Annotated in this window: 28 protein-coding genes; 5 read left to right on the top strand and 23 right to left on the bottom strand. The window is 43.1% G+C overall.

Going from position 1 to position 25,226, the window contains the following annotated elements:
* Positions 1-716: 716 nt before the first annotated feature.
* Complete coding sequence (locus AHMF7616_RS20010) at positions 717-2,255, bottom strand: RagB/SusD family nutrient uptake outer membrane protein (protein WP_115374492.1); 1,539 nt, start codon at positions 2,253-2,255, stop codon at positions 717-719.
* A 29-nt stretch (positions 2,256-2,284) separates the two neighbouring features.
* A complete protein-coding gene (locus tag AHMF7616_RS20005; protein WP_115374491.1) occupies positions 2,285-5,428 on the bottom strand; it encodes a SusC/RagA family TonB-linked outer membrane protein in 3,144 nt (1,047 codons plus the stop codon).
* 614 nt (positions 5,429-6,042) lie between these two features.
* Between AHMF7616_RS20005 and AHMF7616_RS20000 the strand changes: the two genes are divergently transcribed.
* Both AHMF7616_RS20000 and AHMF7616_RS19995 read left to right on the top strand, forming a co-directional pair.
* On the top strand, positions 6,043-6,918 hold the full coding sequence (locus AHMF7616_RS20000; RefSeq protein WP_233507669.1) for a DUF4097 family beta strand repeat-containing protein: 876 nt from the start codon (positions 6,043-6,045) through the stop codon (positions 6,916-6,918).
* Between the two features lie 203 nt (positions 6,919-7,121).
* On the top strand, positions 7,122-7,634 hold the full coding sequence (locus AHMF7616_RS19995) for a DUF4097 family beta strand repeat-containing protein (protein WP_115374490.1): 513 nt from the start codon (positions 7,122-7,124) through the stop codon (positions 7,632-7,634).
* Positions 7,635-7,704: 70 nt separating this feature from the next.
* Here the strand turns inward: AHMF7616_RS19995 and AHMF7616_RS19990 are convergent, their stop codons facing one another.
* The 5 genes from AHMF7616_RS19990 to AHMF7616_RS19970 form a co-directional block, all read right to left on the bottom strand.
* Positions 7,705-7,842 (bottom strand): LytTR family transcriptional regulator DNA-binding domain-containing protein, encoded by a 138-nt coding sequence (locus AHMF7616_RS19990; protein ID WP_199474283.1) that lies wholly within the window; start codon positions 7,840-7,842, stop codon positions 7,705-7,707.
* Positions 7,843-7,951: 109 nt separating this feature from the next.
* Positions 7,952-8,410 (bottom strand): hypothetical protein, encoded by a 459-nt coding sequence (locus AHMF7616_RS19985; RefSeq protein WP_115374489.1) that lies wholly within the window; start codon positions 8,408-8,410, stop codon positions 7,952-7,954.
* Between the two features lie 106 nt (positions 8,411-8,516).
* Positions 8,517-8,891 carry a GxxExxY protein gene (locus AHMF7616_RS19980; RefSeq protein WP_115374488.1) on the bottom strand — a complete coding sequence of 125 codons (375 nt, stop codon included), beginning with the start codon at positions 8,889-8,891 and terminating at the stop codon, positions 8,517-8,519.
* 141 nt (positions 8,892-9,032) lie between these two features.
* Positions 9,033-9,500, bottom strand: coding sequence for a GNAT family N-acetyltransferase (locus AHMF7616_RS19975; RefSeq protein ID WP_115374487.1), 468 nt, complete (start codon positions 9,498-9,500; stop codon positions 9,033-9,035).
* Positions 9,501-9,753: 253 nt separating this feature from the next.
* On the bottom strand, positions 9,754-10,662 hold the full coding sequence (locus tag AHMF7616_RS19970; RefSeq protein WP_115374486.1) for an NAD(P)/FAD-dependent oxidoreductase: 909 nt from the start codon (positions 10,660-10,662) through the stop codon (positions 9,754-9,756).
* Positions 10,663-10,815: 153 nt separating this feature from the next.
* Here AHMF7616_RS19970 and AHMF7616_RS19965 point away from each other — a divergent pair, with 153 nt between their 5' ends.
* On the top strand, positions 10,816-11,190 hold the full coding sequence (locus AHMF7616_RS19965; protein WP_115374485.1) for a Fur family transcriptional regulator: 375 nt from the start codon (positions 10,816-10,818) through the stop codon (positions 11,188-11,190).
* 218 nt (positions 11,191-11,408) lie between these two features.
* Here AHMF7616_RS19965 and AHMF7616_RS19960 read toward each other — a convergent pair whose 3' ends face one another.
* The 4 genes from AHMF7616_RS19960 to AHMF7616_RS26495 all read right to left on the bottom strand — a co-directional run bounded on the left by AHMF7616_RS19960 (position 11,409) and on the right by AHMF7616_RS26495 (position 14,427).
* Entirely contained in the window at positions 11,409-11,969 is a 561-nt protein-coding gene (locus AHMF7616_RS19960) for a TetR/AcrR family transcriptional regulator (RefSeq protein ID WP_115374484.1), read from the bottom strand.
* Between the two features lie 135 nt (positions 11,970-12,104).
* Positions 12,105-13,211: an MBL fold metallo-hydrolase gene (locus AHMF7616_RS19955; protein WP_115374483.1), complete on the bottom strand. Its 1,107-nt coding sequence runs from the start codon at positions 13,209-13,211 to the stop codon at positions 12,105-12,107.
* A gap of 145 nt (positions 13,212-13,356) precedes the next feature.
* Positions 13,357-13,695 carry an SDR family NAD(P)-dependent oxidoreductase gene (locus AHMF7616_RS27255; protein ID WP_233507668.1) on the bottom strand — a complete coding sequence of 113 codons (339 nt, stop codon included), beginning with the start codon at positions 13,693-13,695 and terminating at the stop codon, positions 13,357-13,359.
* 570 nt (positions 13,696-14,265) lie between these two features.
* Entirely contained in the window at positions 14,266-14,427 is a 162-nt protein-coding gene (locus AHMF7616_RS26495; RefSeq protein ID WP_158546212.1) for a hypothetical protein, read from the bottom strand.
* Between the two features lie 496 nt (positions 14,428-14,923).
* Between AHMF7616_RS26495 and AHMF7616_RS19940 the strand changes: the two genes are divergently transcribed.
* The gene (locus AHMF7616_RS19940; RefSeq protein WP_233507667.1) at positions 14,924-16,201 is read left to right on the top strand and encodes a PQQ-dependent sugar dehydrogenase; all 1,278 of its coding nucleotides are present in this window, start codon (positions 14,924-14,926) and stop codon (positions 16,199-16,201) included.
* 535 nt (positions 16,202-16,736) lie between these two features.
* On the opposite strand, the gene AHMF7616_RS19935 is transcribed toward AHMF7616_RS19940, so the two are convergent.
* The gene (locus tag AHMF7616_RS19935; protein ID WP_115374480.1) at positions 16,737-17,219 is read right to left on the bottom strand and encodes a GNAT family N-acetyltransferase; all 483 of its coding nucleotides are present in this window, start codon (positions 17,217-17,219) and stop codon (positions 16,737-16,739) included.
* Positions 17,220-17,335: 116 nt separating this feature from the next.
* Here AHMF7616_RS19935 and AHMF7616_RS19930 point away from each other — a divergent pair, with 116 nt between their 5' ends.
* Entirely contained in the window at positions 17,336-17,617 is a 282-nt protein-coding gene (locus AHMF7616_RS19930) for a hypothetical protein (protein ID WP_115374479.1), read from the top strand.
* Between the two features lie 20 nt (positions 17,618-17,637).
* Here AHMF7616_RS19930 and AHMF7616_RS26790 read toward each other — a convergent pair whose 3' ends face one another.
* The 11 genes from AHMF7616_RS26790 to AHMF7616_RS19875 all read right to left on the bottom strand — a co-directional run bounded on the left by AHMF7616_RS26790 (position 17,638) and on the right by AHMF7616_RS19875 (position 25,045).
* Positions 17,638-18,096 (bottom strand): hypothetical protein, encoded by a 459-nt coding sequence (locus AHMF7616_RS26790; protein WP_199474281.1) that lies wholly within the window; start codon positions 18,094-18,096, stop codon positions 17,638-17,640.
* 261 nt (positions 18,097-18,357) lie between these two features.
* Positions 18,358-18,714, bottom strand: a complete 357-nt coding sequence (locus tag AHMF7616_RS19920; RefSeq protein ID WP_115374478.1) for a helix-turn-helix domain-containing protein — start codon at positions 18,712-18,714, stop codon at positions 18,358-18,360.
* 10 nt (positions 18,715-18,724) lie between these two features.
* Positions 18,725-19,018, bottom strand: coding sequence for a type II toxin-antitoxin system HigB family toxin (locus AHMF7616_RS19915; protein WP_115374477.1), 294 nt, complete (start codon positions 19,016-19,018; stop codon positions 18,725-18,727).
* Positions 19,019-19,167: 149 nt separating this feature from the next.
* Entirely contained in the window at positions 19,168-19,500 is a 333-nt protein-coding gene (locus tag AHMF7616_RS19910; protein ID WP_115374476.1) for a hypothetical protein, read from the bottom strand.
* 331 nt (positions 19,501-19,831) lie between these two features.
* Complete coding sequence (locus AHMF7616_RS19905; RefSeq protein WP_115374475.1) at positions 19,832-20,176, bottom strand: type II toxin-antitoxin system PemK/MazF family toxin; 345 nt, start codon at positions 20,174-20,176, stop codon at positions 19,832-19,834.
* On the bottom strand, positions 20,166-20,396 hold the full coding sequence (locus AHMF7616_RS19900; protein ID WP_115374474.1) for a hypothetical protein: 231 nt from the start codon (positions 20,394-20,396) through the stop codon (positions 20,166-20,168). The genes AHMF7616_RS19905 and AHMF7616_RS19900 overlap by 11 nt, the downstream gene beginning before the upstream one ends.
* A 129-nt stretch (positions 20,397-20,525) precedes the next feature.
* Complete coding sequence (locus AHMF7616_RS19895; protein WP_147275736.1) at positions 20,526-21,248, bottom strand: hypothetical protein; 723 nt, start codon at positions 21,246-21,248, stop codon at positions 20,526-20,528.
* Positions 21,249-21,498: 250 nt separating this feature from the next.
* Entirely contained in the window at positions 21,499-21,879 is a 381-nt protein-coding gene (locus AHMF7616_RS19890; RefSeq protein ID WP_115374472.1) for a hypothetical protein, read from the bottom strand.
* Between the two features lie 84 nt (positions 21,880-21,963).
* Positions 21,964-22,524: a hypothetical protein gene (locus AHMF7616_RS19885; RefSeq protein ID WP_115374471.1), complete on the bottom strand. Its 561-nt coding sequence runs from the start codon at positions 22,522-22,524 to the stop codon at positions 21,964-21,966.
* 68 nt (positions 22,525-22,592) lie between these two features.
* Positions 22,593-23,051: a hypothetical protein gene (locus AHMF7616_RS19880; RefSeq protein ID WP_147275735.1), complete on the bottom strand. Its 459-nt coding sequence runs from the start codon at positions 23,049-23,051 to the stop codon at positions 22,593-22,595.
* 530 nt (positions 23,052-23,581) lie between these two features.
* Positions 23,582-25,045 (bottom strand): TolC family protein, encoded by a 1,464-nt coding sequence (locus AHMF7616_RS19875; RefSeq protein WP_115374469.1) that lies wholly within the window; start codon positions 25,043-25,045, stop codon positions 23,582-23,584.
* Between the last annotated feature and the right edge of the window lie 181 nt (positions 25,046-25,226).

The following is a 25,226-nucleotide window of genomic DNA, read 5'->3' as shown; positions in this document are numbered from 1 at the left end:
AAAATTAAATATAGTTTATTGGTAAGACGTTGTTTTCTTTAGAGCCTTTTCAAGTCTCCAATGGTTGGTGCTATCTAGCTTGCAGACTTCAAATTTTGCCTCAAAGGCCGGCGGTCCCCGTTTGGCTCTTCCGGGCTGGTCTAAGCTTCCTTTCCTCGTTCCTCGGAATGTCTCCTGCGTCGACACCAGAACCTTAGAAGGCCCTCTAGAGCCAAACTGATGTCTTTTTAGTAGCTACGGTTTTTCTGTCGGTTAGCTTTTTTAAATTTTTGTATGATTAGAATTAAGAAAAATTTAAAAAAATCACTATTCTTGAGAGAAGTCAACCACTCCAACCCCTCCTTACCCAAGGCGGGGAGCTTTTTTGCAATTACCAGGTGCCCCTACCAGTAACCTGATATCGGTAATGGATTACGCATGTTTCGCCAATGTTTTTAGCTAGCAGCAAGCCAGGAGGCTAAAGGATACTGTTGTTCCGTGAATATTGCGGAAACAAGCTGTTATAAATGATAGCTGGTAACTGGTAAATAAACTCTGGTAAATGCCAAAAGCCGCATCTCCTTCCCTGTTTTTAGGGAAGGTGCCGTAGGCGGAAGGGTAAAAGCACTGGAACAGCTAAAAATTTAAAAAACTGTAGTGCCATTAATCAATGAGAATAGGATTATGATAAAAAGATAAAAGAGCCTCATGGCCCTTTTATCTTTTTAAGTATGCCTCTACCAATTCGGATTCTGCGTCAGGTTCGGGTTAATATCTCTTTCCTGTTGCGGAATGGGTAAAAACTCGTGTTTGCCTTTTTCGAAATTCGCAAAGCCCGGATCGCGGGGCGCCAGTGCTGGCCCCAGATCACCCCAGCGGGCCAGGTCGTTCCAGCGGTGACCTTCGCCGGACAGTTCGGTTATTCTTTCGTGTTTGAGCTGCGCCAGAAACTGTTCTTTGGTTAAACCCGGTTTCGCATCGGATAACTTGGCCAAACCCGCTCTTTGCCGTACCTGATCCACGTAGGTATAAGCCTGGGCGGTACTGCCGGTTTCGTTTAAAGCTTCGGCGTACATGAGTAGCACATCGGCGTACCGGATGTAGCGCCAGTTATTAGGCGAGTTAAAAGCTTCGTCTACGGTGCGCCAATGATCGTTCAAAAACTTCCGGAACCATACTCGTTGGTTATCTACGCCGTAACGTTCCCGAAAGGTTTGGTCATAGATGACCGTAAATTCCGGACCGCGTACATCGGTAGAGTCGTACAAGAAAGATGCGGCTAAACGTGGATCTCTTTGGTTGTTGGTGGTTTCTTCCTGTAAAAATTCCCGTACTACCCACCGGTTGGCTTCGCCATCGGAAAAGCCCGGGCCACCCGGCGGCGCTATAAATTTGGGCAGCGACGAGCCGTAATTTAAATTATCTACCCGCGGGTCAATGTCATCGTCGTGGTTTTCGGTAAGGTTTAACGCAAACTGCCACTCAAATACTGACTCCCGGTTATTCTCCGAGGTAATTAAAAAATTGTCCCGGTAATTGGGCATCAGGCTGTATACCGATTTTCCTTCGCCTTCTGCCAAGGCTTGCAGCGGTACCAAAGCTTGGGTAAATTTACGTTGCTGCAGATACGCTTTGGCTAACAAAGCTTGCGCCGCGCCTTTGGTAGCCCGGCCCAGGTCGGCGCCAGTATAGGTAAGTGGTAAAACAGCAGCGGCTTCGGTCAGGTCTTTTTCAATTTGCGCCCATACATCAGCCTGCGGGGAGGTAGGTGGTTTATCGGCAGGCGTAGAAGTAGTGAGCATCAGCGGCACATTGCCCCACAAGGTTACCAGGTGAAAATAAAACAAGCTGCGCATAAATTTGGCTTCGCCCAGTACCCGTTGCTTTTGCGTTTCGTCCATGGTGATATTGGGTACATTATCGAGTACCTGATTGGCCCGGAAAATTCCCACGTAATTATCGTTCCAGATGCCGTAGGCCTCCCCGAAGTTGTAATCGGTTATCCGGAAGTCCTGCATGTTGTTGATTAAGTTTACGTTGGGGCTGCGGCTGGTGCCTTCGTCGGCTCGGATAATGTAATAAAACGGCATCCAGCGCGAAATAGCACCCCGGTGCAAGGTGCTGTACACGGCATTTACACCTTTTACGGCATCATCGGCGGTTTTCCAGAATACTTCTACGGTGGCTTGGTTCGGATTCTCTATATCTAATTCTTTTTCGCAGCCGCCTAATGCTAAGCTTACGGCGATCACGGAACTTATTATTATCTTTTTCATATCTGATTTTCGACTAAACTACACTACTATTAAAACCCAAACTGAAGACCGGTGGAAATTAAGCGGCTGGCAGGCCAGTTACCAAAATCTACCCCTCTTTCTAAAATGCGGGCCTGCCCGTTATTCGGATCGGTGTTGCCTACCACATCGGGGTCGAGGCCGGAGTATTTGGTAATGGTAAATAAGTTTTGGCCGCTCACAAACACGCGGGCATTCTGGATACCGCCCCGGCGGAGCAATGTTTCGGGTATGTTATAACCCAGTTCCAGGTTCCGTAAGCGCACGTAAGACCCGTTTTCGATCCAGCGCTCGCTAATAGTTAAGTTATTATCAATAATGCCGGGTTCGGTGTTCACGCCCAGGCGCGGGTCCTCCGTATCGGTATTATCGGGCCGCCAGGGGTTGATATCGCTCCGGAAGTTAGAGAGTTGGTAAGAGTCCAGAATAGTTCTTACATCGTTGTAAATAGTATTGCCAAATACGCCCACTAGCTGAATATTAATGCTGAACGGACCGTAGCTGCCGTTGAATTGCGCGCCGGTTTGCAGTTTGGGCCACGGCGAACCGGCAAATACCCGGTCGTCGGCGTTGATCGCCCCATCACCGTTTTGATCAATGTACTTAACGTCGCCGGGTTTAGCGTTCGGCTGAATTTGCTTGGCAGCGCCATTTACTAAGGTAGTATGATTATTTACTTCTTCCTGGGTTTGGAACAAGCCATCGGTTTTAAGTAAAAACCACTCACCCAGCGAACGCCCAATTTGGGTTCGGGTATTACCTACCTGAATGTAGTTAATGCCGCCGCCCTGGTCGCCGACGCTTTCCACGGTATTCCGGATGGTGGTGAAATTACCCGATACATCCCACTTAAAAGCATTTTGGCTGCTCCGGTAAGTAGCCGAAAACTCAATGCCTTTGTTGCGGATGGAGCCGGCATTTACAAATGGATAACCGCCCAGATTACCTAAATAGCCGCCTACTGTCAGGGCGAGTAAATTATCTTTCGACAAAGAATTATATGCTTCCAGGGACACGGATAGTTGATTATTAAAAAAACTGGCATCAATGCCGATGTTCCGGACAATGCGTTCTTCCCATTTTAAATCCGGATTAGCTAACCGCGCCTGGGTGGTACCGACGTAAGCCGTTTGGTCCGAGCCAAACACCGCGCGCGGACCACTGTTGATATAAGCAGTATAATCCCAGGAATTTAAAGGCACAATACCTAATTCACCGTACGAGGCATTCAGTTTTAAATCGGTTACCCACGCAGCATTAAAGAAACCTTCTTTGCTGATGCGCCAGCCCGCCGCTACGGATGGGAAAAAACCGGTGCGGTAGTTCTCGCCAAATCGCGAATCCTGGTCCACGCGGCCGGTTAAGGTAAGTAAATACTTATCGTTATAGGTGTAATTTATCCGGCCTAAATACCCGTAGGTGCGGTAATCAACCGGAACGCCACCTCCCGCCGAAGACAAACCCGTCGCGGAGCCAATAGTAGTTTGGTATTGGTTGTTATAAATCTGCAGATTAGAACGCCCGCCGGAAGTAACTTCGCGGGTAATATGTTGCTGCGAAATACCGACTACCCCGTTGATATTATGTACGCCAAAAGTTTTGTTGAAATTAAGCGTGTGTTCAAACAAGAGATTTAAGTACCGGGAGCGGTCTTCGTTCACGGAACTGGGATAGGCCGTATTATTTAAACGCCAGATGCCCACCTTCCTTAAATTTCTGGTGAAATCAAAGCTTACTTCGGCGCCGGTGTTAAACTTATAATTTAAACCTTCCACAATTTTTACGTCGAGGTAAGCATTTCCTACCAGCTTGGCGAAGTTATCGGTGCGTTGGGCCAGATTCCGAATGGCTACCGGGTTGCTGGCGTAGGTTACCGCGTCGAGCGTGCCAAAACCGTAGCCTTCCGGGTTAGTAGGGCTTACGTACTGCGGGCCTTGCACCGCAATGGTAGGCAGCATTTGCGGCATGTCGTAGAACGGATTGCCTTCGCTGGGCGCTTTGCTGTTAGTATTAGTGATTACCAGGTTCTCGCCGAACGTAACGCGGCCTTTGGTGCTGCGGGTGTTTACGCGCAAACTGCCCCGTTTAAAATCGTGTCCTTTTAATACGCCTTTGTTGGTAAAATAACTGCCCGAAATCAGGTACGTAGCCGTTTGGGAGCCGCCGGACAATGATAAGTTATAATCCTGAATATTACCGGTTTGCATGACTTCATCCTGCCAATCGGTGTCGATAGCCGGGTTAAATCCCGTGCCCACACTAACCGGTGGGGTTAAGCCGGAATTTTGGTATTGGGTACGTTGGGTGGCCGCAAATTCAGTGGCGTTCATTACATCCCAGCGTGTGGGAATTTGCTGGATGCCGTACTTCGCCGAGGCACTGATTTGCGCCGGACCTTCTTTGCCTTGTTTAGTAGTAATAATAACTACCCCGTTAGCCGCCCGCGAGCCGTAAATAGCCGCCGCCGAGGCATCTTTTAACACCTGAATAGAAGCAATATCGTTGTTATTAATAGTGGTATTAGCATCGGCAATCATACCATCAATCACGTACAAAGGATCGGTGTTGGCAAAACTGGCGGCCCCGCGAATTTCAATCCGCGACATTTGGCCGGGAGCGCCGCCGCTTCGAACGTTTACGCCGGGCGCTAAGCCTTGCAGCGATTCTACTACCGAATTTGTACTCACCCGGTTAGCCGCCGCCGGGTTAATTACCGAAACCGCTCCGGTTAAATCTTGCTTGCGCACGGTTTGATAGCCAATAACCACTACTTCCTGCAGGGCTTTGGTATCTTCGGCTAAAGTAACGTTTACCGTGGTGCGGTTGTTTATAGCTACATCCTGACTGGTATAGCCAATAAAGGAAAACGTTAACGTGCCATTTTCCTGACCAGCCGGTATAGAAAGAGTATAATTGCCGCCTACATCGGTAGTAGTACCATTGGTGCTACCCTTTAAGATAACGGTTACGCCGGGTAAGGCTTCGCCTCCGGTACCCGAAACGGTACCCGTAATGGCGGTTTGCGCGTACAGGCGGCTGCTGTATACCAGCAAGGCAAATACCAGTACCGGGAAGAGAGCAGTAAAACTAGGCCAGCATCGTCCGGAACGAAAAACAACCAGCGTAGGAAAAAGCGGGAGTAATGGGTTTCTCATAGTTTACACCTATTGGTTAAAATTTTAAAAAATAATGGAATAAACGACTGACAGAAAACAACGGAGCCTCTTATCTGACTAAGAAAAACTGGAAGGATGGTATTACAATTTTTTTAATGATACAGGCTGTGTCATCAAATCAATCCGTAAATTTTTTATAATATTTTAACCTGAATGCCGGTAATAAGTTGCGCTATTGAGCAATTATTTGTGTGGAATACGGAATGTGGTACTTATACGGAATAGTTGGCTACTGGTGGCATAGTAACAATATAGAGTAAAGATTGCTTTGCAACGCTCAGAATGGTTGGTTAAAATAAGCAAGCGTTATCCCCAGGTACGTTGGTTTGAAGAACCGCCAAGCCCGCCTAGGCCCCAACAAGGCGAATAGTTGCTGCCGCTTAACTGCTGCTACAAGGGACCGGCTTTCCGCAAGAGGAAGGTATAATTGACCTGTTTTAAATACAAAAAGTTGCGGCCAGGACCTGGTGGCTAGTCGAAAATTTAAAATTTTAAATTATTCGGTAGGCCTGTAATGTATGCCGGCTTTAGTCGTCTTTAAAAGAGAACTGCTTTACAAGACTACTTAAACCTATCTTTAAATTAAAACGCACATGAAAAAAACAGGAATACTCGCGGCGCTAGGTATTATAATTATTACGACCGGTGGGGTAGTAGCGCACCGGCACGAGGAACAATTGCCAGGGAACAATCGGGCAGCTACCCAGTTATTTGAAAAGATCCCGGTTGATGAAACCCCGGATGGAAAAAACCAAACCTACAAAATCAAATTAGATAACAACAAAAACAACCAGGTGCAAATTGAGGTGTACCGGAGTTCGGTGGCGATCGTGGGGCATAATGCCGACGAAGTAATTATTGAAGCTCCGGACTATGAGGTGCCGGAACGGGCCGAAGGCTTGCGGTCTTTATTCAGCGAGGCAGAAGATAATACCAAATTGGGCCTGTCGGTAAACAAAGACAACAACATTTTAAAAATTGTGCAGGCCAACCGGCGCGGGGGCCACTACACCATTAAAGTGCCGAAAAACGTTGCGGTGGTGTATCACGAAAGCAGCCCGTTCGGGGGCAAATTTGAACTTACGGATACGGCTGGCGAAATAGATCTGGAACTGCACCACGCTGGCGCCACGCTTACCAACATCACCGGCCCGGTAAACGCCAATACCGTACACGGGCATCTGGATATTAAATTTGCCGAGCTGAACCAGGCCAAAAGCAGTTCTATTAAATCGGTGCACGGCCCCATCGATATTACCTTGCCCGGCAACACCAAAGCCGACCTGGAATTAGAAGCTAACCACGGCGAAATTTACACCGACTTTGATATTAGCCGGCCCAGCAACAGCAAAAATGGTTTACCCCAAATTGCCGGGGGAGGCACCATTAAAGGAAAAACCAATAATGGCGGCGTAGAAATGAACGTTTCGGCGGTACACAGTAATATTTACATCCGGAAGCAAAAGTAATGGAACGTAAAGCTGCTTATACCATGAAAATACTTTCGGCCCTGGTTGTATTGTGCGGTTTGTTTACGCGGCAATTACAAGCCCAACCCAAAATCATTGAGAAAACCATGGCGGTACCCGCCGATAAAAAAGTAGATCTGTAATTCGATTTTGGTAACAACATTAAAATTACCGCCTGGGACCGGAAAGATGCTTCAATTAAAATGACCTACCTGATTAACAACGGCCGCCTGAACGATGCCCTGCAGCCCACCTTTACGGCCGAAAACGGCGTGGCCCGCATTGATGTAACGTTTGATCGGGAAAAAATGAAAACCGGCCGGGCCGAAGATTGCCCCGATAGCCAGCGCAACCTAAATCATTACTACCAGGACGGCGTAGCAATATTTACCTGCCAGCAGATTGACTACGAAGTGTTTGTGCCCCGGGACGCGGATGTAACGGTAAAAAGTGTGCATTGCAGCATGGAGTTGCGGGGTTTAACCGGCCCGGTGCGCGCCAAGTCGGTGCATGGTTTTGTGGATATGAATTGGCCTGATAAAAAAGGGGCGGCAGTTACCTTAAAAACCGTGCACGGCGATGTATTTTCTAACCTGGCCATTCAGTTCTCCGGTAAAAAAGACGAGCAGCGGCTAAGCGGTTTGGTAAACGGCGGGGGCACCGCTATTAACCTGGAAACCATTCATAATAACGTGTATTTGCGCCAGCAAAAGTAGTCGGAACCTGGATTGATAGGATTAGGGGATTCTTGGATTTTTTGAACAGCTTTTAAGTCTTTTTTACACGTTACCGGTGCTGCCGGGCAACGGGAATGCAACTGCCGTTGTATAATAAAAGAGCACCTCCATTTTCTTTCAGCCAGCTTTTAACAGAAGCTGGGTTCACTAAATGGTTTTGGTGGGTGCGAATAAATTGGTGCGGCATTAACAACTCGGCATATTATTTAAGGGGCTGGGAAACTAAAATTTTCTCGCCGGTAGTTAACATAAAGTACGGGTAGGAACTATCGGCTTCGCAGCGGAAGCAGCCTTACTCAGGCTTCCTGATCTTCCGGGGAAATATTACCTACTTTAATTTTGGCCAGCATAAAGTTTTCCGCCGGAACGGGTTGGTTGTAATATCGCCGGAGGAGCGCTATTTGGCCTATGTGCGTGAGCATATCGGCTAAGGGGCCTTGCATAAGTTGCAAGGCCAACTCTAAATCCACGGAATGATTTTGCAAGGCTATATCGGTTTGTTGCAGCAAATCAAAAAACCGGGATGTTTCTTTGGCCTCTTCTACCGCCGCCGGTTTTTCCACGGTTTTATTTTCTATAGCGGCCCGGCAAAAACTTAAAACCGATGCCATGTGAAAGATGATTTCTGCTGGTGTGCGTACCCCGTGAAATGTTTGAAAACGCAGAAATTTTAAATCAGCGCTGTTTAAAGTTTTACTTAACCGGTAAGCAATGGTAGCCAGGGTATGCCGCAGGATGGTTTGAGTATCGGTCATTTTACGGTCGGAACTTTAATTTTATAAGGTTAGCGGAGTACCAGGATGATTGAATGGGCTAAGAATATAAGTACTTATTGGCTTACTTTTAGGAATATGAATGGTTTTAAGAAAAGGCTTTGTTGTGCACTCTTTTAAACCCCAGACTTCTTGGGCCAAAATTAATGAGTAAACCTAATTCCATCTGGTATGCTTCGCAGTAATTAATGGCTTGGGCTAGGTAAACATCTTCTAATCTTACCAGGGCTTTTAACTCTACCAGAATAATGTTTTCTACAAAGAAGTCTACTCTTCTGGTGCCAATTAATTCATTCCGGTAATAGATATTCATTTCTTTCTCCCGTTCAAAAGAAAGTCCGGTTAATTGCATTTCAATGGCTAAAGCTCTTTGGTAAATAACTTCCTGAAACCCGTTACCCAGCGTTCGATGTACCTGCATGGCACAGCCAATAATCTTCTTGGTAGTTTCTTCGTGTTTCATAATACGTCGGAACCTTGATTTATCGGATTAAGAGATTGTCCTGATTTTAAATTTAATTTTATTATACAATAATCAAGATTCTCTTAAAAATTTAAAATCGGGGTTCTATTACTTTTTCAGAATCATGGACATCCTTTAATCCTACGAATCAAGGTTTAAATTTTTAATCAGGCAAATGCTGTTTTCTACACCGGCGTATTGCCCATAATTAGGTATCTGGTTGTACCCCGATTTTTGATACAGCCGGATGGCTTCGGGTTGTTTTTTGCCGGTTTCCAGGATACAGCTCGCGTAGCCTAATTCATGAGCCCATTTTTCCAACGCTGCCAGAATAATGGCGGCAATTCCCTGACCGCGGTATTCTGGTAACACATACATTCTTTTTACTTCGGTAGTCTGATCGTCGTAGGCTTTTATGGCGCCGCAACCAACCGGCACCTCTTGTTGGTAAGCAACTACAGCGTGTTTTATTAAATTTATCTTATTGTACTGGGCATAAAAAGCATGCTCGGCGCCATCGCGGATGGCTAAGTCCTGGTCCAGTAAAGCAACTAATTTCTGAAAATCCGGATTGCTGGAATCAGTTCTAATGAAAGTGGTAGCGGCCATAAAGTAGTTAGTAAAAGTAATTGTAGCACGTATTCTTTATTACTCGCCATTATTTTTCAGCAGAATTTCCGGCACTTAAGTTAATGAAAATTAAGCTTTTCGGGCCGGGTTAGGTCTGTCAGAGAATAGGCGGCTAACAAGGGTAAAGCGTTGCGCTCTTGTTGGCTAAAGTAAGTATTTTTTAAATTTTTGATTGCCTGCGCCTATTAATAATTGTTGCGAACCTCCGGATAGTACGCTAACCGTTCTATTTTTAAAATTCTTCCTCGATTAGTTCTTTATTAATGGCGGCCCCGGTAAAAGTTCCGGATGCAACGGCACTGGCCACGGAGCGGGCAAACACTGAATTATCACCGCTGGCATACACGCCGGGTACAGTAGTTTTTTGAAACATATCAACTTTTAAGAAACCAGGCTCCGTTAATTCGCAGCCTAAGTCCTGGGGGATAGTACTGTGCTGCACCGTTTTAGGCCGGGCGTACATAGCGTTTAATTCTACTGCAGAATTGTTTTTTAAAATCACCTCTGTAATTTTACCCTGGTTGTGTTGCAAGCTTTGGATTTCCGTTTCGACTAGGGCGATGCGGTGTTCTGCTAGTTTAGCGGCTTGCGCTGGGGTTAGCGTAGATGGCCCGTTGGTGAAAAGTGTTAAATCTTGCGTCCAGTGCGCAATCATCCGGACGTATTCAAAGCCAGCGTCGCCGTTACCCAGAAGTCCGGTTTTTTGGTTTCTTACTTCGTAGCCGTGGCAATAAGGGCAGTGAATCACCGATATTCCCCAACATTCGGCAAAGCCCGGTATATCCGGCATAAGGTCTTTTAAACCCGTGGCAAACAACAATTTTTTAGCGGTAAAAGTATCTTTTCTTTCAGTAATAATTTCATAGCCACTTTCCGTTTTAGCACCCCTTATAGCCAGGCCCTTGTAAAACGAAACAGTATGGTAGCGAGCTACTTGTGCTTGGGCCGTAATCCGGATTTGCGCGGGCGTATTTCCGTCTTGGGTAATAAAGTTGTGCGAATGGGGTGTTTGCTGGTTGCAGGGCTTACCGCTATCTATAACTAATACGTGGCGCAAAGCGCGGCCCAAACTCATGGCGGCGGCTAACCCGGAGTAGCTGCCACCAATTATAATTACATCTAAGTTTTTAAAGTCTGTCATGTGTCTTAACTTTCAGAGTGAAATAACGAAAATGCCGCCAACCTTAGCGGGCAGTGCTGGAAATAGCCTGGTCTTTAGCCACAGATTGTGCATTTCTGATTGGCAAACTTAATATTATTTTTTATTATTGCAATTATGTTGCATTAACAATTTATGAAAAGAAGAAATACCCCGGCGAAACAAGCCGTATTGAACATTTTACATGGATCCGGAAAAGCTTTAAATCAGGAGGATATTGAGCAAGCAGTGAAAGGCCGCATGGACCGCGTAACGGTGTACCGCATTTTAAACAGCTTTTGCGAAGATGGTTACGTGCACAAAATTTTATCTGACGATGGCAAGCATTACTTTGCCCTCTGCACCAGCTGCGAAGAAAAAAAGCACTACCATAATCATTTTCATTTCCGGTGCTTAAAATGCCAGAAAGTAGAGTGCCTGAAAGAAGAAGTAGCCGTAAAAGTACCAGCCGGCTACCAACTCCAAAATGTAAATTGTTTATTAACCGGGTATTGCCAGGCTTGCGCGTAGCTGGGTAGTATTTAACAGGCGTGCGAGCTAAGCAAAGCCTACCTGAAATATAAACTAATCTTCTTTATTCCGGTCCTTCTGGAAGAATGTAACCCGTAAGTAACCGGTTAGATTCTTCCAGAAGGACCGGAATAGATGGGAAACATTATCGTTTTATTATTTTGACTAATACAGGGATGTTCTTTTGTTGGTAAGGGCTTCGCTCGAACGCACGTTATTTAGGTAATCATGTCCCAGAGCAAATCAAAAGTATCCTGAATAACTTTGTCTTGTTCGGGTTTGGCAAATTGCTTGCGCACGAGGTACTGGTTGATGCTAAAAACATGCCCGCTGATCAGCGTAAAAATAATTTCCACATCCAGTGGTTTGATAATTTTTTCGTGTATGGCTTTTTGTAAAAGCTCCCGCAGGGGTTGGTTATTTTTTTTAATTTCTTCTTCGGCAATTTGCTTTAAATACGGCGACGAGTTAAACTGCTCCATAAACCGGGACTCGGTTTTGTTTTTTAGAGCCCAGTTGAGCGAGGCGCTATAATATCCCCGCATAATGTCGTGAAAGGTTTCTTTGTGCTCGATTTCCACGGCAATATCTTGGGCCATTTTACCTTTTACGGCCAGGTACAAAGCTTTTACCAGGTCGTCTTTGGTGGGGTAAAAGTAAAATAGAGTGCCATTGGCAATACCAGCTTCGCGGGCAATTTTACTGGTAGGCGTGTTATGAAAACCATACTCCACAAAAAGGTGAAGCGCAGTTGTTAATAATTTTTCTTTTTTATCCATCCGGTAAACTGTATCTCGCCCGAACCAACTACAACCGCTTGCCAAGCCGGGTAAAATGGTAAAAATTTAAAAATTTCTTTTACTGGCTGATTAGAGTAATTGGCAACCCAACAACCAATAACGATCAACCAACAACTAATTAACGCCCAGCCACCACTGCGAAAATTGCTGCGTAGTATCTTTTAAGTTTACCTGTTCGCCGATAATGGGCGTAATAATTTTTAAATTTTCGGTTTTATTATCTTCCATCAAAAGTTTCAAAGGCTCGTCCCAGGCGTGCAGGCCCAACGCAAATTTGCCCGAGTGCACCGGAAAAATGCGTTTGGCTTTTAAGTCTTGGGCGGCCTGTAAAATCTGGCCCGGTAGCATATGTATGTATTTCCAGCTTTTGTTGTACTGCCCGTTTTCCAGAATTACCAGATCAAAAGGGCCAAATTTTTCTCCGATTTTGGCGAAGTGTTTGTCGTAGCCGCTGTCGCCGCCAATAAATAATTTCTGGGTGGGCGTACGCAGGACAAAAGAGGTCCAGAGCGCTTGATTTCTTTTAAGGCTGCGTCCCGAAAAATGCCGGGCCGGTACAGTATGCACGGTAAAGCCATTTCCCAGATCTATTTCTTCGTTCCAATCTTTTTCCATGATTTTAGATACATCGTAGCCCCAGTATTCCAGGTGTTCGCCGGTGCCCAAGCCGCAAATAACCTGCTTTACTTTGGGTTGCAATTTTACAATGGTTTTGTAGTCGAGGTGGTCGTAGTGGTCATGAGAAATAAGCAAGTAATCTATTTCCGGCAGGTCGTCGGGCGTATAGCGGTCGGTGCCTTTAAAAGCTTTCGTAGTAAAAGACACCGGCGACGCTGCACCACTTAAAACCGGATCTACTAAAAAGCGTGTGCCATCTATTTGCATAAAGTAAGAAGAATGCCCGAACCATACCAGCACATCCTGCTGGCTATCCAGCGTTAATAAGTTGGTTTTAGTAGAAGGTATAGAATCGGTGGGGGACACTCTTGCGTTTTTGCCAAAGAAAAATTCTTTACTTACCGAAAAATAGGTGGCCCCGTCGGTAAGGTCGGGCGTAACGCTTTCGTTCTGGAAGGCGCCGTTCCGGTAATTAGGCGATTTTTTAACGCGTTCCAGCCGGGCCCCGGAAGGTAATTTGCCAAATTGGGCTTGTTTTAAAAAAATAAAAGCACTCATTATTATTAAAAAGATAATACCCACCAGAATATACCAATATTTCATAACTGACTAATCAGTCAGTAAAAGTAAGAAAGTATTCTGAACGTGCAAGCATTTTTTTGGCAAGGCTGATTGCCGTTCTTTATGTAATAAAAATGCCCCTGCAATCCGGGATTACAAGGGCATATAAAGAGAAAAAATTTAAATTTTAACTAGGATTCAGGCGTTGGAAAGCGCTTTTTAATTCTTCAGGATTGGCTTTGACCAGGACTTCGCTAAAACTAAAAGTTAGTTCTGTTTTGCCGGCTTGTAATTGGTTAAAAATAGCTTGAATAAAATCGCTTACCGGCGGTGCGGCATCGTGCAGGCCTTTACCGCCTAAATCGGTGTTAAGCGCCGGCGGTATAATTTCGATTACTTCGATGTTTTTGGATTGAAGTAAGTATTGCAGCGATAAAGTAAACGAATGAAAAAAGGCCTTGGTAGCCGAATAAACCGGCACCTTGGTATACGGCACAAACGCTAAACCGCTGGTTACATTTATCACGGTGCTTAAAGCCTTTAAATTTAAAAAAAAGCGCTGTTAAGTGCAGCGGGGTCTCCATATTGGTAGCCAGTTCGGTTTTAGCTTTTTGGTAAAAGTCAGCGTCCGAAACTTGCATCCAATTTTGAATACCGGCGTTGTTAACCAGCACATTTACATCCGGATGATTTTCGGAAATCCACTCGTAGAGGGCTATACGTTCCTGCTATAGGGCTAAATCACAAACCCGGGTAATAACCCCCGGGAATTTTTCGGCTACTTCTTGGAGCGCACTTTCCCGGCGTCCGCAAATAATAACAGCATTATTTTCCTGAATAAATCTTTCGTAAGACCCAGGCCAATACCGCTGGCCCCTCCTGTTATTAAAATTTTGTTGTTGGCTACATGCATCTGTTTACCTTTTATTTTGTTAACCCAGCCGCCCGCTACTTTGTTGAGTAACTTTGCTTTTTAAGTTGATTTTGGGCGCCACTAAAGTTAAAATTTAGATTAAAACTATAATGGGGGCATTTAAAAGCAAAGTTAGTAACATCGGCGTAATGGTAAATATACCGGCCCCGGCTGCATCAAAATTTAAAAAAACGATCGGGTAATATGGCCGGAATGCACTTCCAAAACCTGGTAACTCTTTCCCGGAAAACCCATTAAAATGCCTCGTATCCTGTTGCGGGCTTTCCGGGGAACAGCAAATGGCTGTTTATAAAAGCTGTTAAAATTATCTAAATACTGTCGCATAGTTTTCTTTTTAGCCACCATGTTACTTATACCAGGGCCGCTATAATGGCTATATTGGTAATAAAGAGCAGCGGTTTAAATCCAAAATCAGCATAATAACGGGCCTATTTGCCTCCCTAATAAGTATAAAAGTAAGCGGAAACCTATAACTACTTTATCCCTTATGGCCTGCTTCGTTTTCATGGTTATTCCAGTAAGCGCAATAAAAACCAGCATTATCCGGGAAATTACATGTTTTACAATCTTCCTTTAACTCTAAAAGCTTGTTTAGGCTTCCGGCTGATAACTCGTGGAAATTACGCGGGAGTAGTTAAAATAATGCTGAGTTAAAATAATATATTGCGTACGCTGCTAGCATGCGGACTTCTTGAAAAGAGCAAAGTTAGCTATAAGAAGCAATACTTATTTAAGGTTATAATTCTGGAGCGAAAGTTAAAGAAATTTAAAATTTTTAAAATTCAGAGAATTTTTACGAGCAAGATTAATGAAAAGAAAAATGATACAAACTGCTGTTCTAGCTACTGCCTGCGTCTTTTTTATAGGGGCATCGGCTTACCACCAGAAGACTGAATCTGTACCTAAAAACAAACCCACCGAACCAGTTACCCTAAAGCTGCCCCCCGGTTTTAACGCTACTATTGTGGCCGATGATTTAGGGGCTGCCCGGCATTTGGTGGTCGGTAAGCAAGGCGATGTGTACGTGAAACTATCCCGGCTAAAAGACGGAAAAGGCCTGTACCATTTACACGACACCGATCAAGATGGCTTCCTGGATCAGCAAACCGGGATTGGCAGTTATCCTGGAACCGGTATTGCTTTGCACAACAATTACTTATATTCGGCTTCTAACACAGGGGTTTACCGGTACCAATTAAACGCGAAACAAGAAGTAATACAGCCGGAGCAGCCCGAAACCATTGTACGGGGTTTAGTAGCCAAAGCCCGCGATGTTTCTAAATCCATTACCCTGGATAAGCAAGGCAACCTGTACGTAACCGTGGGTTCTTATAACGATGCCTGCCGCGAAGAAGGAACCGGCCAAGGCATGATGCCTTGTCCGTTGTTAGATTCGGTAGCGGGCATCTGGCAGTTTAAAACCAGTAAAACGAACCAGAGCTACAGCGATGGCCTGCGTTACGCGACCGGGTTAAAAAACGTAGTGGGCCTGGACTGGAATACCCAAACCAATTCGTTGTTCGCGATGCAGCACGGCCGGGGGCAGTTTCATGACAAGTATCCGCAATATTATACCGCCGAACAGAGTACTATTTTACCCGCCGAAACCATGTTTGAAGTACCCAAAGGCGGGGATGGCGGTTGGCCTTACGTGTATTACGATCATCTGCAACAAAAGAAAATGCTGGCCCCCGAATACGGCGGCGATGGCAAGAAAACCGGTGGCGAAAAGGCTTTAGATCCGGTAGTCGCTTTTCCGGCGCACCTGGCGCCCAACGCGCTATTGTTTTACACGGGCAACCAGTTTCCGGCCCGGTATAAAAACGGCGCTTTTGTGACGCTACACGGTAAATCAGCGGAGTTGCAGAAAGGCTATCTGGTGGCTTTTGTACCGTTTAAGAACGGCAAACCAGCGGGTAAGTGGGAAATTTTTGCTGATAATTTTGCCGGCGTAGACCTGGTGCAGCCTACTGGTCCCATTCAGCACCGGCCCAGTGGGTTGGCTCAAGGGCCGGATGGCGCTTTGTACGTGTCCGATGATTTAAAAGGGACCATTTACCGCATAACTTACGGGAGCAAAGCCAGCGCCCGAAAATAGCGGATTGCTCAACTGTAGTTGTAAATAGGAGCAGCGTAAATAAAGCCTTCGACTTAAAATTTTAAAAAACAGGCCGTCCGGTAAACCCGAAAGCTGCCAAAATTTAAAAAAACAAACTTGCCCCGCCTGGATAAAAATATGACTTATCTGGGCGGGGCAGTTTTGTTTAATGTAAGAATTAACAGGCGATAAAATTTTTACTTTACGGAACCTGCGCCTTTCGTGGTTGAGCGAGTTTTTTTAAATTTCTGCCTGCCATCAGTCGCATTTAAGCTGAAATCTTCTGCTAGACTTTACCATTCGTAAATCGTTCGTTAATTAGATCAATTTGTACGGTTTGCCAGTTTGCGGTGGTATAGATGCGTTTGGGGATCCTTACGTTACTAAGGCCTTTTTTTATTAAAACGTTTGCCGGGGCTAGGATAAATCCGGGGGCGCAAAGTTAATGCGGTTCGGGTAGTATGCTGGGTTTCAGGTAAGCACGTCGGCGGGGGTATTATTTAACTGAGGTTAGTCCGTCAAGGTTAATACCTAATCAGTCGGAAAGTTTATAAATGTATTCTGCAATTTCTGCTTGTCGGGCATTAGCAAAGCCTTTATCCGTACCAATTTTTACAAAACCGTTTTTCTCTAATACCTTCTGGGAGCCATAATTGTCAAAAGCCACCCGTGCATGAATAGGTCTGGTTTTTTCTAGTTGCAAAAAGGTTTGCAGCGCCGCTGTGGCAATGCCCTGTCCCCAGTATTTCCGGTCGATCCAGTACGTTAATTCTGCGTCATGGTCCCTCATAAATTTGGCAATGCTTCCCACAATTTCCTGATTCACGCGGATGGTTTGCGACTGGATAGTTGGGTCAGCTATATGCTTTAGATACTTTGCCAGGTAAGCCGTTTTGTCGGTTGGGTCTTTCGGGGTGAAAGCGGCTAAATAATTGGCTTCCGGGTCCAGTTGAAATTGAAAAAATAGATTTAAATCTTCTTCTTGAGTTTTAGCCAGGGTAATACTTTGGGTAGTCATTATTGGGAAATCTTGTAGGCTTTTTTGATGTTAGGGTATTTTGCAGTAAATGCTAACGTAAAATGCTAAAAAGTTACTTTAATTATACTTTCTATAGTTAATTTATTACAGTTGCCATGGCTTGGGCAAACCGTACTGAAAACCCTAATTTGCCTTTTCAATGCGAATGTATTTCCATTTTTATCAAAATAGGGGCTATACCTAATTTCCCAATCGCCGCTCTCACTACTTTCTTTGAAACAGAATGGAAATTAGTAGGCAAGGATGATTTTTCTGAAAAGAAAGATTTTTTATTACAACTTGTAATTATTCCAGTAATTACCGCAATAACAATTATTTTCATTTTAAATCCTTGCGGTAGTCCTGCCGGCTTGTATCAACAACGTGCCAGGCTGTAGAGCATGGGGTTTATGCCTGGTTAAGTGGCGTTATTTTTTTCCTTTATTAGGGCTCTCTTTGGATGTAAAACACTCCATTCTCTCTCCATATTCTCGAATAAGCTTTCCAGTTGGTCACTTTGCGGAAGTGATTTCCAGTAACTGAAGTTGGCCTGAATAGCTACGGACTCTTCTTTGAGAAGTAAACTGAAGTTCCCGTTCTCCCAATCCAGCTTTACTGCCGATAGCTGCTGTTGCGCGGTTAAAGTTTTGAATCGGTCGGAGCTTTTAATGTTGCCGATGTATTTCTCTCCATAAAAAGCAGCCGTAACCTGTATTCCATCAATTATTCTGTTATTGAATTCTTCTAATTCTTCGGCCGGCACCCATAGTTCCCTGTGTATGTCTCCGCCGACAACCTGCTCCTCAAATTTCTCCAAATATGATTCATCCAGAGAGAATTCAGTCACAAATCCGCTGAATCCTGAATTGTCGTCCACAACGTTCCATTGGTAGCAAATCTGTGCGGCATATTCAAAGTTCAGGACTGGGTAGAATATTGGCTACCAGCTCAATCGGGGAGGAAATTTCTTTGAGTTGCTGGTGAGAATAAGCTCCAGTTCTTTTAATCCTACAGGTCGGTAAAGTTTCTTCAACTTATTACTCTTTAGCTTATAAATTGCCCCTAACGGACTTGTATATGCGAAGTCCGTAGCGGAGCAAGGATCTTGTATATACAGTGTTAGAGGGTGTTTTTATTTTTAGTATTCCTGGATAAGCACATTTGTCGGAATGTTCAGTCTTTTGTGGAGATTCCGTATCATTTCTAAAGTTAATTTCCTTTTTCTGTTTAACACTTCACTTACCCTACTCTTGAAGCCTAGCACTTCGGCTAGGTCTTTCTGCTTAATGCCGAGTTGCTCCATTCTGAACTTTACCGCCTCAATCGGGTCTGGTACTTCAATTGGGAAGTGTTCCTTCTCATAAGAGTCAATTAGGAAAGAAAGTACCTCTAGTTCGTCGCCCTCCGGTGCGTCCGGTTCAGCGCTAAATATTTCTTCCAGCCTTTGCAGGGCCACTTGGTAATCTTCTTCTGTTTTTATTAGCTTAACGTTCATTTCTTTTTACTTAAATTTTAGTAACGTCCACTTTATCGTATTCGGCGTGCGTCCCGATGAACCGAATCCATATTAAACCATACTTGTAGTTGATTCTGACGATTAACCTGTAGTTATTTCCCTTGATATTGAAGACCATTCTATTATCTTCTAAGATACTAGCGGAAGGATAGTCTTTCTTTATCTCGTTTGGCGACTGCCAGTTGGCCTGTTCTGCTTCATTATACCAAGCTTTTAGTTGCTGCTCACTATCGGCATGCTTTTCCCAGAAATCCCGCAGAGTTCGTTTTGCTATTACTCGCACATCTTTCTTTTAAAACTTAAATCTAAATAAAAAAGTTACCGTTCCGGTAACTTCAAGTGAAAACTTTATTTTAAATACCCGCTAACGGCCTCATGCACAATGTTAGGCGAGGTGCTTTTTTTGTCAGTTTTTGTGTTTGATAAGCTCCTTTATTCTTTAGCTGATCTTGACACAGTCTCAGACTTGTCATAGATGGTGAGAAGGTAAACTGTGACTTTGCCGTCTGTAGATTGTTCCACTGTTCCTACAATTTCGCCGTCAATGTGGGTAATCATCCTTGCACCGCCGCTTTTACCTTTTCCTTTGCTTTTGATGGAAAGCCTTATTTTGTAGGAGTCGCTTCCAAGAGGGGTGCCTAGTGGCGGTTTATCAGCAAGGGCTTTCTCAAGCGCCTTTAGGTCATCTACCAGAGACGGGTACTTCTTTATCAGGTATTTTGCGCGCTTACTGAAGTTACTGGTAACCCTAATCTCTGCTTTCATTCAGAAAATCGGACAGGCTTTGCAGTTTCTTCCTTAATTTGCGGGAATTGGCTACTTCTTTCAAAGCTTCTTGGATTCCAGTAAGTATCTGCACTTTGTTATGGAGTTTCTCATATCGCTGGTTCAGCTCTTCCCATTACTTATAAGGCACAACAACTGACTTCTTGTGCCCCTCATTGTCTATGATAAATTGAATTGGTATAGCCATGTTTCAATTTCTTTGCCTTATTCAAAGATATGATTTTTTACTTTACCAGTTTTAGCATCATGCCTAACGGTTAGGCTAAAATGCGTTTTAATGCTTTTTAGCCGTTGTTGGCGGACGTGCTTTTTAATCCAAGTCCAGCACAATTTTTATATTCTGCTTTATCTTATTTTTTACGGCATCATCCAACTGACCAATTCTATGTATAAGTCTAGAGTTGTCGATTGCTCTAATCTGGTCAATCATGATGTCATAATCCTCTTTCACGTTAACCGTTCCTTTAGTCAGATGAACTCTTAATATGTCGGATGCAGTCTGGACGTTTGTGGTAATGGGGCAAACAATTGTAGAAGGATGAGATTTGTTTAAAAGATCTGTCTGAATGATAACAACAGGTCGTATTTTTCCTGTTTCAGTTCCTATTTTTGGATTTAAATCAGCTATCCATAATTCAAACTGCTTAACCTTCATCTTCCAAGGCTTCAAATTCCGTTAATATCGAAAGAGATTCGCCCGCAACGAGCTTCGATTCCTGATCTATTTGTTTAGCCAAGAGCCTTCTTTTTTGAAGCTTATTATAGAACTCTAAAGCTTCATTTATATATCTGTTTCTGTTCTTATGGACTTTTGCTAGAATATCTTCCGTTTCCTGGAAAATAGTGTCTTCCAATTTTAATGATAAATTTTTCATAGTTGTCAGTTTGTACAAAAGTATATTCTTTTTGTATATACTGCAAGTCTTTCTTTTGTTCCTATGCCTGCCTGCTAACGGATTAGCTTTGCAGTGGCGAAGCTGCCGTATAGGTGTGGTTAGGTGGTGTTAATTTATTTTTAATTTTTCTCTGTATTCCCGTGACCATCTTGATTGTTGAAGAGTATCCCTGCCATGGTTCGTTAAAGAATCATATAGTAGATGCGTTTTGTTATTTTCTTTTGTAGCTTGTTCTATTATATAAGAAGCTTCCTGCTCATTTAAAAGCCATTTAGAAGCTAGCTTTTCATTAATCTTTTTAACATAAAATTCAGTGATGTCAAAGTGAGTTTGTTCGTGCTTTAATAAATATTTTTCAGCCAAATTCCTTAAGGTAGGACCTGTATTTTGAGGTTGCTCCATTACATATGAGTTATAAGGATCCATAATGGAGATTACGGTTCCTGCAGGATAGTTATAAGCTTTGTTTACTCTATATAGAATTTCAGTATCAATAATGGCCGAAAATACCTGATTGTCTTTTGGGGAGCCCTTAAAATCCTTCTTTTGTAAATTTGGGCTCCATCTGTTGTATTTTAAGTTTAAGTATGCCAATATAGAATTGTTAGGAATTATCATTAAAATTAAATCGAAGGCGATTAGCAATACTAAGGTTGTCTTCCACTTATCAGACTCAAATTTTAAAGAAAAAGCTTTATAAAAATAAATGCAAAGGCTTATCAATACAATGGAAAGGTAAATATTAAAGTAAGTAAAATATATCTTTAATGGGATAATTAAAACTAAGCAGATACAAAGTAGCATCAGGATACCATCTATATATTGCAGCATGCTGAAATATATTACACTCTTATTTAAGTAGATTATAGTATAAATGAGAGGAATCAATATGAATGTGACGAGACTAGGAGAAAGATGGAAGATTCTAAATATAAAATCTACTCCAAAAATTAAGACAAGTAATAATCTTACATGTTTAACTGCTTGTATGTTCATTATTTTAATAACACTTAACGTTTAATACATGCCAAGGGCTGAAGCAAAGCAAGGTTTTTGTATATACTAAACATTGGGTGAAGTTTTACTTTTCTTTTACAATTAGTCTATAATGCATTTGATTCCAATCTGAACTTAGTCCTTGCAGAAAAATTAGACTTCCGTACTCATCCATATTATTTTCTCTTTTTGACTTAATAATCCAGTTTCTATAAAAATCGTCATACTGTTCAGCACTTAAATATGGGAGTTTGTAAGAAGATAAGTCCCAATATTTGACGAATTCTGAATCATTTAAATCTTGGTTATAGACTTCATTAATCCCGATTAATTCTAACAATAATTTGAGTTCATTTTCATCATTCAGCATTATTGTTTGAAAATCTGGGTAATTTTCAACGAATTCTCCAATGTCTTGGAAATTGTCCAAATCTATTTTGTTACTTGCAAAGAAATTAAAATTCATAATTTTAAATGGCAGGTAACGTATTTGTGTAACTGACGGCCAAAGCTGGCGTTTACACCATGTTGGTAGATGTTTTTCTTAAACTTAATCATACTCATCATTGTCGGTGAGGGGGAATAAACTCCATTCCCAGTAATTTAATATTTCTTTTTCAAATACATCGTTGGAGTCGTGAAAATGATGGCAATGTGGTGCAGGGAACAAAAACTCTTCTTCTTTAAAATCTAACTTTTCAAGGATCTGTTTAAAAGCATTTATAGGTCCATATGCATAAATAACGTCGTGCTGGTCAAATATTAAAGTACCATTATTATTTGCTGTCCCTATCCAGAAATGATGTCTTGCGTCCGTTTCTAAAAATTCTTTAAAGTCAAGCAGAAAGTCAATAACCTCTTGTTTAGTTTCCAATAAAGGAGATTGGTAACGTCCATGCTCGTTTTTTAATCTGCTTACTACCAGAACATAAAGTATAAAGTAAGGCGGATTTAAACAGTCAAGAAAATCAAGTAAAAGACCAATCTGATTCTTTGAAGCTCCTATTTTCAGCCTTTCTGAATTTAGAGTTTCTTCTACTTCATAGATTTTGCCATAATCATGAATGGTTTCATTTTCTTGAGCGTCAAATGAGGTTAGTTTATTTTTCATAAATGACTACCAACGTCTCTGCTATGGTGCGTTTATGCACTATAGGTTTTGTTGGGCAAAGTGCTTCTTTACTTTATAATATTATCTATTTCTTTTTTTGAATCAACAAATTCACGATAACTCTTTTCAACTTCATCCATCTTCATTCCTATAATATTTCTGTTATCAATCGGTCGGAAGGATTTCTTAAATTCTGATAAGGCTTCACCTGACCATTTTTGGGCATTAGCTTTAAGAACCTTTGCTATCTTGCTGATGCCATATTCCTTAGAAGAAAGTTCAGCACCTAAACCTCGCCAATCTTCAACTTCATCCGATGAGAAGCATGTATTCATTAAACTTTCTAACTCAGTTGGCAGGTCAGTTCTTTTAAGAATGGATGGTGCCCTGTCTTCTTGATAGGGGTAGTATTCAACCCACTCCTTTTCTGTTGCCTTATCGTAGTAGTACTTAATCCAACCAGATTCATCAGTCCTTACTTCTGTAAGCTCCTTCTTGAATCTTTCTTTAACTACAGGTATGGTCACAAAGTACATTTTATAATTTCGGATTTTGCCCAACTTACTGCTAAATGCCAGTACTGGTGTTTATATCCACTTTGGCGAATAGCTATTGTTTTTTGTGTATTGTTGCTAATCAATTATGTAATGCATTTCAGCAATAGTACACCTTAAAAGCCAGGTGTGGTTACAGGAATTCGCATTTATTTAATGTTAATAATACTATATTTAAATTAATAATCTATCGAGCGGGCTAATTATTTTCCGAGTCCGTGTTGGGTCACATGGCGATAGATCTCAGTAGTCTTGGTATTCCGAGGCCCCGGCAGCGCCGGATAGGTATTTTTAAATTTCAGTGCGTAATAAATACCCGGTTGCTTGCCTGGAAAACGAAGCATTTTACTTGATTTTGGGAAAAGCCAAACGCGCGGCACCTAAATTTGAGCAGAATTTTTTTAAAATTCCAGCTTACTCGTTTGTGTTTAAAAAATTAAAAAAGCTGCTTCTCCGCTCATTTTAGACTGGCGGAGAAGCAGCTTTTTTAATTTTTTAAATTTTTACTTAGCAGCAGTATCCTGCAAGTAAAAATTTAATACTCTTTCCCGGAAAAGGTAATCATACTTGGCTTGTACCTGGTTACTCAGGGCTTTGTCGTAATTAGTTTTGGCCAGGTTTAAATCTACGTAGTGTACGCTGCCGCTTTCGAAGCGTTTTTGCGCGGCGTCGTAAGCTACTTTAGAGGCATTTACCTGGCGAGTAGCCGTTTTATAACGAATCTGGGCTGCTTCGAGGTTATTGTGCGCCAGCTCAATGTTCTGGCGCAGTTGCAAACGTACGTTTTCGGCGGCGTACTCGGCGGTTTTTTCCGTAATAAGCGCGTTACTCAGGCGTGCCCGGTTTTGCCAGCTGTTCAAAATAGGGATACTTAAATTAAGGCCGATGCTCTTGCGCATGTTAAATTGCAACTGGTCGAAATAGTAAAAGTTTTCCATGGCGCCGTTCGGTTCGGTTTTCGTGTTGATAATAGGCGTGCGCGTTCCGTTGATTAACACGAAATCCGTTTCGGAAGGTACTTCGCGGGTGGTGGAGCCGGTGCCATCGGCCACAAACCGGGAGGTTGGTACCGCACTGGAATAATTACTACCAATATAACCGCCCAAACTTAACATTGGCAATAAACTCGCGCGCGCGGCCCGTACCCCTCTGTTCGCGCTTTTTACCCGTAAGTCGGCGCCAATAATACCGGGTTGCATTTTTTCGGCAAGGGCTACCAGCTCGGCAGTACTTTGGGCATAAGGGTTAGTAGCGGGTACTTCGGTTGCCAAAGGCTGAATAGTAAACGCCGTAGTGGCCGGTAAGTTCAGCAACTGCAATAAATTAAGCCGGGCCGTTTTTAAATCGGTAGCGGCGGTTACCTGCTGCAACTCGTCCTGGGTAGCTTGCACTTCTAAATCGGCGAGGGTAGAGTTGGCCAGCGCGCCGGCATCTACCAGGTGTTTAGAACGCTCTACCTGTAAATTGGTATTTTTCAACTGGTTCTCCGCAATGGTTAGTAGCTCCTGACTGAACAATACCTGAAGATAGGCCAGCGTTACGTTTAAAGCAATGGTTTGCCGGGTTTGCTCTAGTTCGTAGCGGCTGGCTTTTAAGCCCAGATTACTTTGCTGCAACCGGTGTTGCAACTGCCCGCCGTTAAACAAAATTAAATCGGCGGACAGCGCAAAATTATTGGATTGAATTTGTTCGGTGGTCGGTTGGTTGGTAAATGGGTCAATGGACCGGCCGGTATTATAGGAATGTGAACCGGTAAACTGACTGATTGGTAAAAAGGCGGCTTTGGCCTGCGCGTTAATTACCCGGCTGGCCTGTAAATTTAATTCGCTTTGTTTTACCTGAATATTTTGCGCAATCGCCTGGTTAATGCACGAATCTAAAGACCATACGCGGGGAGTTTGCGCAGCCAATCTTCCGGTAGAGCAGAGCAGTAAAAAAACCAGAGTAAATGTTACAAGTTTAGACATAATAATAGCGGTTTGCTTAGTGGCTCGGTTAAAATAGATGGCCGGGTGCCGGTAGCCCTTAAACCCGATCTACTTTTAAAAAAGAATATACAATAAGATGCCATTTCAATAAATGCTTGTTTATCAGTAAATTAACAAGATTTATCATCCGGATACCTTTCCGGAATTGTCCGTTTCCGAT

Origin of the sequence: Adhaeribacter pallidiroseus, from assembly GCF_003340495.1 — a bacterium.
Lineage (GTDB): Bacteria > Bacteroidota > Bacteroidia > Cytophagales > Hymenobacteraceae > Adhaeribacter > Adhaeribacter pallidiroseus.
This window is presented reverse-complemented; position numbering and strand designations above follow the sequence as displayed.

Bases quoted from the DNA above. Each gene is read 5' to 3' on its own strand.
- AHMF7616_RS19980 (WP_115374488.1), bottom strand. From the start codon at position 8,891: ATGAAACACGAAGAAACTACCAAGAAGATTATTGGCTGTGCCATGCAG.
- AHMF7616_RS20000 (WP_233507669.1), top strand. From the start codon at position 6,043: ATGAAAAAAACAGGAATACTCGCGGCGCTAGGTATTATAATTATTACG.
- AHMF7616_RS19975 (WP_115374487.1), bottom strand. From the start codon at position 9,500: ATGGCCGCTACCACTTTCATTAGAACTGATTCCAGCAATCCGGATTTT.
- AHMF7616_RS19890 (WP_115374472.1), bottom strand. From the start codon at position 21,879: ATGAATTTTAATTTCTTTGCAAGTAACAAAATAGATTTGGACAATTTC.
- AHMF7616_RS19895 (WP_147275736.1), bottom strand. From the start codon at position 21,248: ATGCTGCAATATATAGATGGTATCCTGATGCTACTTTGTATCTGCTTA.
- AHMF7616_RS19920 (WP_115374478.1), bottom strand. From the start codon at position 18,714: ATGAACGTTAAGCTAATAAAAACAGAAGAAGATTACCAAGTGGCCCTG.
- AHMF7616_RS19930 (WP_115374479.1), top strand. From the start codon at position 17,336: ATGGCTTGGGCAAACCGTACTGAAAACCCTAATTTGCCTTTTCAATGC.
- AHMF7616_RS19900 (WP_115374474.1), bottom strand. From the start codon at position 20,396: ATGAAAAATTTATCATTAAAATTGGAAGACACTATTTTCCAGGAAACG.
- AHMF7616_RS19910 (WP_115374476.1), bottom strand. From the start codon at position 19,500: ATGAAAGCAGAGATTAGGGTTACCAGTAACTTCAGTAAGCGCGCAAAA.
- AHMF7616_RS19875 (WP_115374469.1), bottom strand. From the start codon at position 25,045: ATGTCTAAACTTGTAACATTTACTCTGGTTTTTTTACTGCTCTGCTCT.
- AHMF7616_RS20005 (WP_115374491.1), bottom strand. From the start codon at position 5,428: ATGAGAAACCCATTACTCCCGCTTTTTCCTACGCTGGTTGTTTTTCGT.
- AHMF7616_RS19990 (WP_199474283.1), bottom strand. From the start codon at position 7,842: ATGCCGCACCAATTTATTCGCACCCACCAAAACCATTTAGTGAACCCA.
- AHMF7616_RS19985 (WP_115374489.1), bottom strand. From the start codon at position 8,410: ATGACCGATACTCAAACCATCCTGCGGCATACCCTGGCTACCATTGCT.
- AHMF7616_RS19935 (WP_115374480.1), bottom strand. From the start codon at position 17,219: ATGACTACCCAAAGTATTACCCTGGCTAAAACTCAAGAAGAAGATTTA.
- AHMF7616_RS19960 (WP_115374484.1), bottom strand. From the start codon at position 11,969: ATGGATAAAAAAGAAAAATTATTAACAACTGCGCTTCACCTTTTTGTG.
- AHMF7616_RS19995 (WP_115374490.1), top strand. From the start codon at position 7,122: ATGACCTACCTGATTAACAACGGCCGCCTGAACGATGCCCTGCAGCCC.
- AHMF7616_RS19940 (WP_233507667.1), top strand. From the start codon at position 14,924: ATGATACAAACTGCTGTTCTAGCTACTGCCTGCGTCTTTTTTATAGGG.
- AHMF7616_RS20010 (WP_115374492.1), bottom strand. From the start codon at position 2,255: ATGAAAAAGATAATAATAAGTTCCGTGATCGCCGTAAGCTTAGCATTA.
- AHMF7616_RS26495 (WP_158546212.1), bottom strand. From the start codon at position 14,427: ATGCGACAGTATTTAGATAATTTTAACAGCTTTTATAAACAGCCATTT.
- AHMF7616_RS19965 (WP_115374485.1), top strand. From the start codon at position 10,816: ATGAAAAGAAGAAATACCCCGGCGAAACAAGCCGTATTGAACATTTTA.
- AHMF7616_RS19905 (WP_115374475.1), bottom strand. From the start codon at position 20,176: ATGAAGGTTAAGCAGTTTGAATTATGGATAGCTGATTTAAATCCAAAA.
- AHMF7616_RS19955 (WP_115374483.1), bottom strand. From the start codon at position 13,211: ATGAAATATTGGTATATTCTGGTGGGTATTATCTTTTTAATAATAATG.
- AHMF7616_RS19970 (WP_115374486.1), bottom strand. From the start codon at position 10,662: ATGACAGACTTTAAAAACTTAGATGTAATTATAATTGGTGGCAGCTAC.
- AHMF7616_RS19885 (WP_115374471.1), bottom strand. From the start codon at position 22,524: ATGAAAAATAAACTAACCTCATTTGACGCTCAAGAAAATGAAACCATT.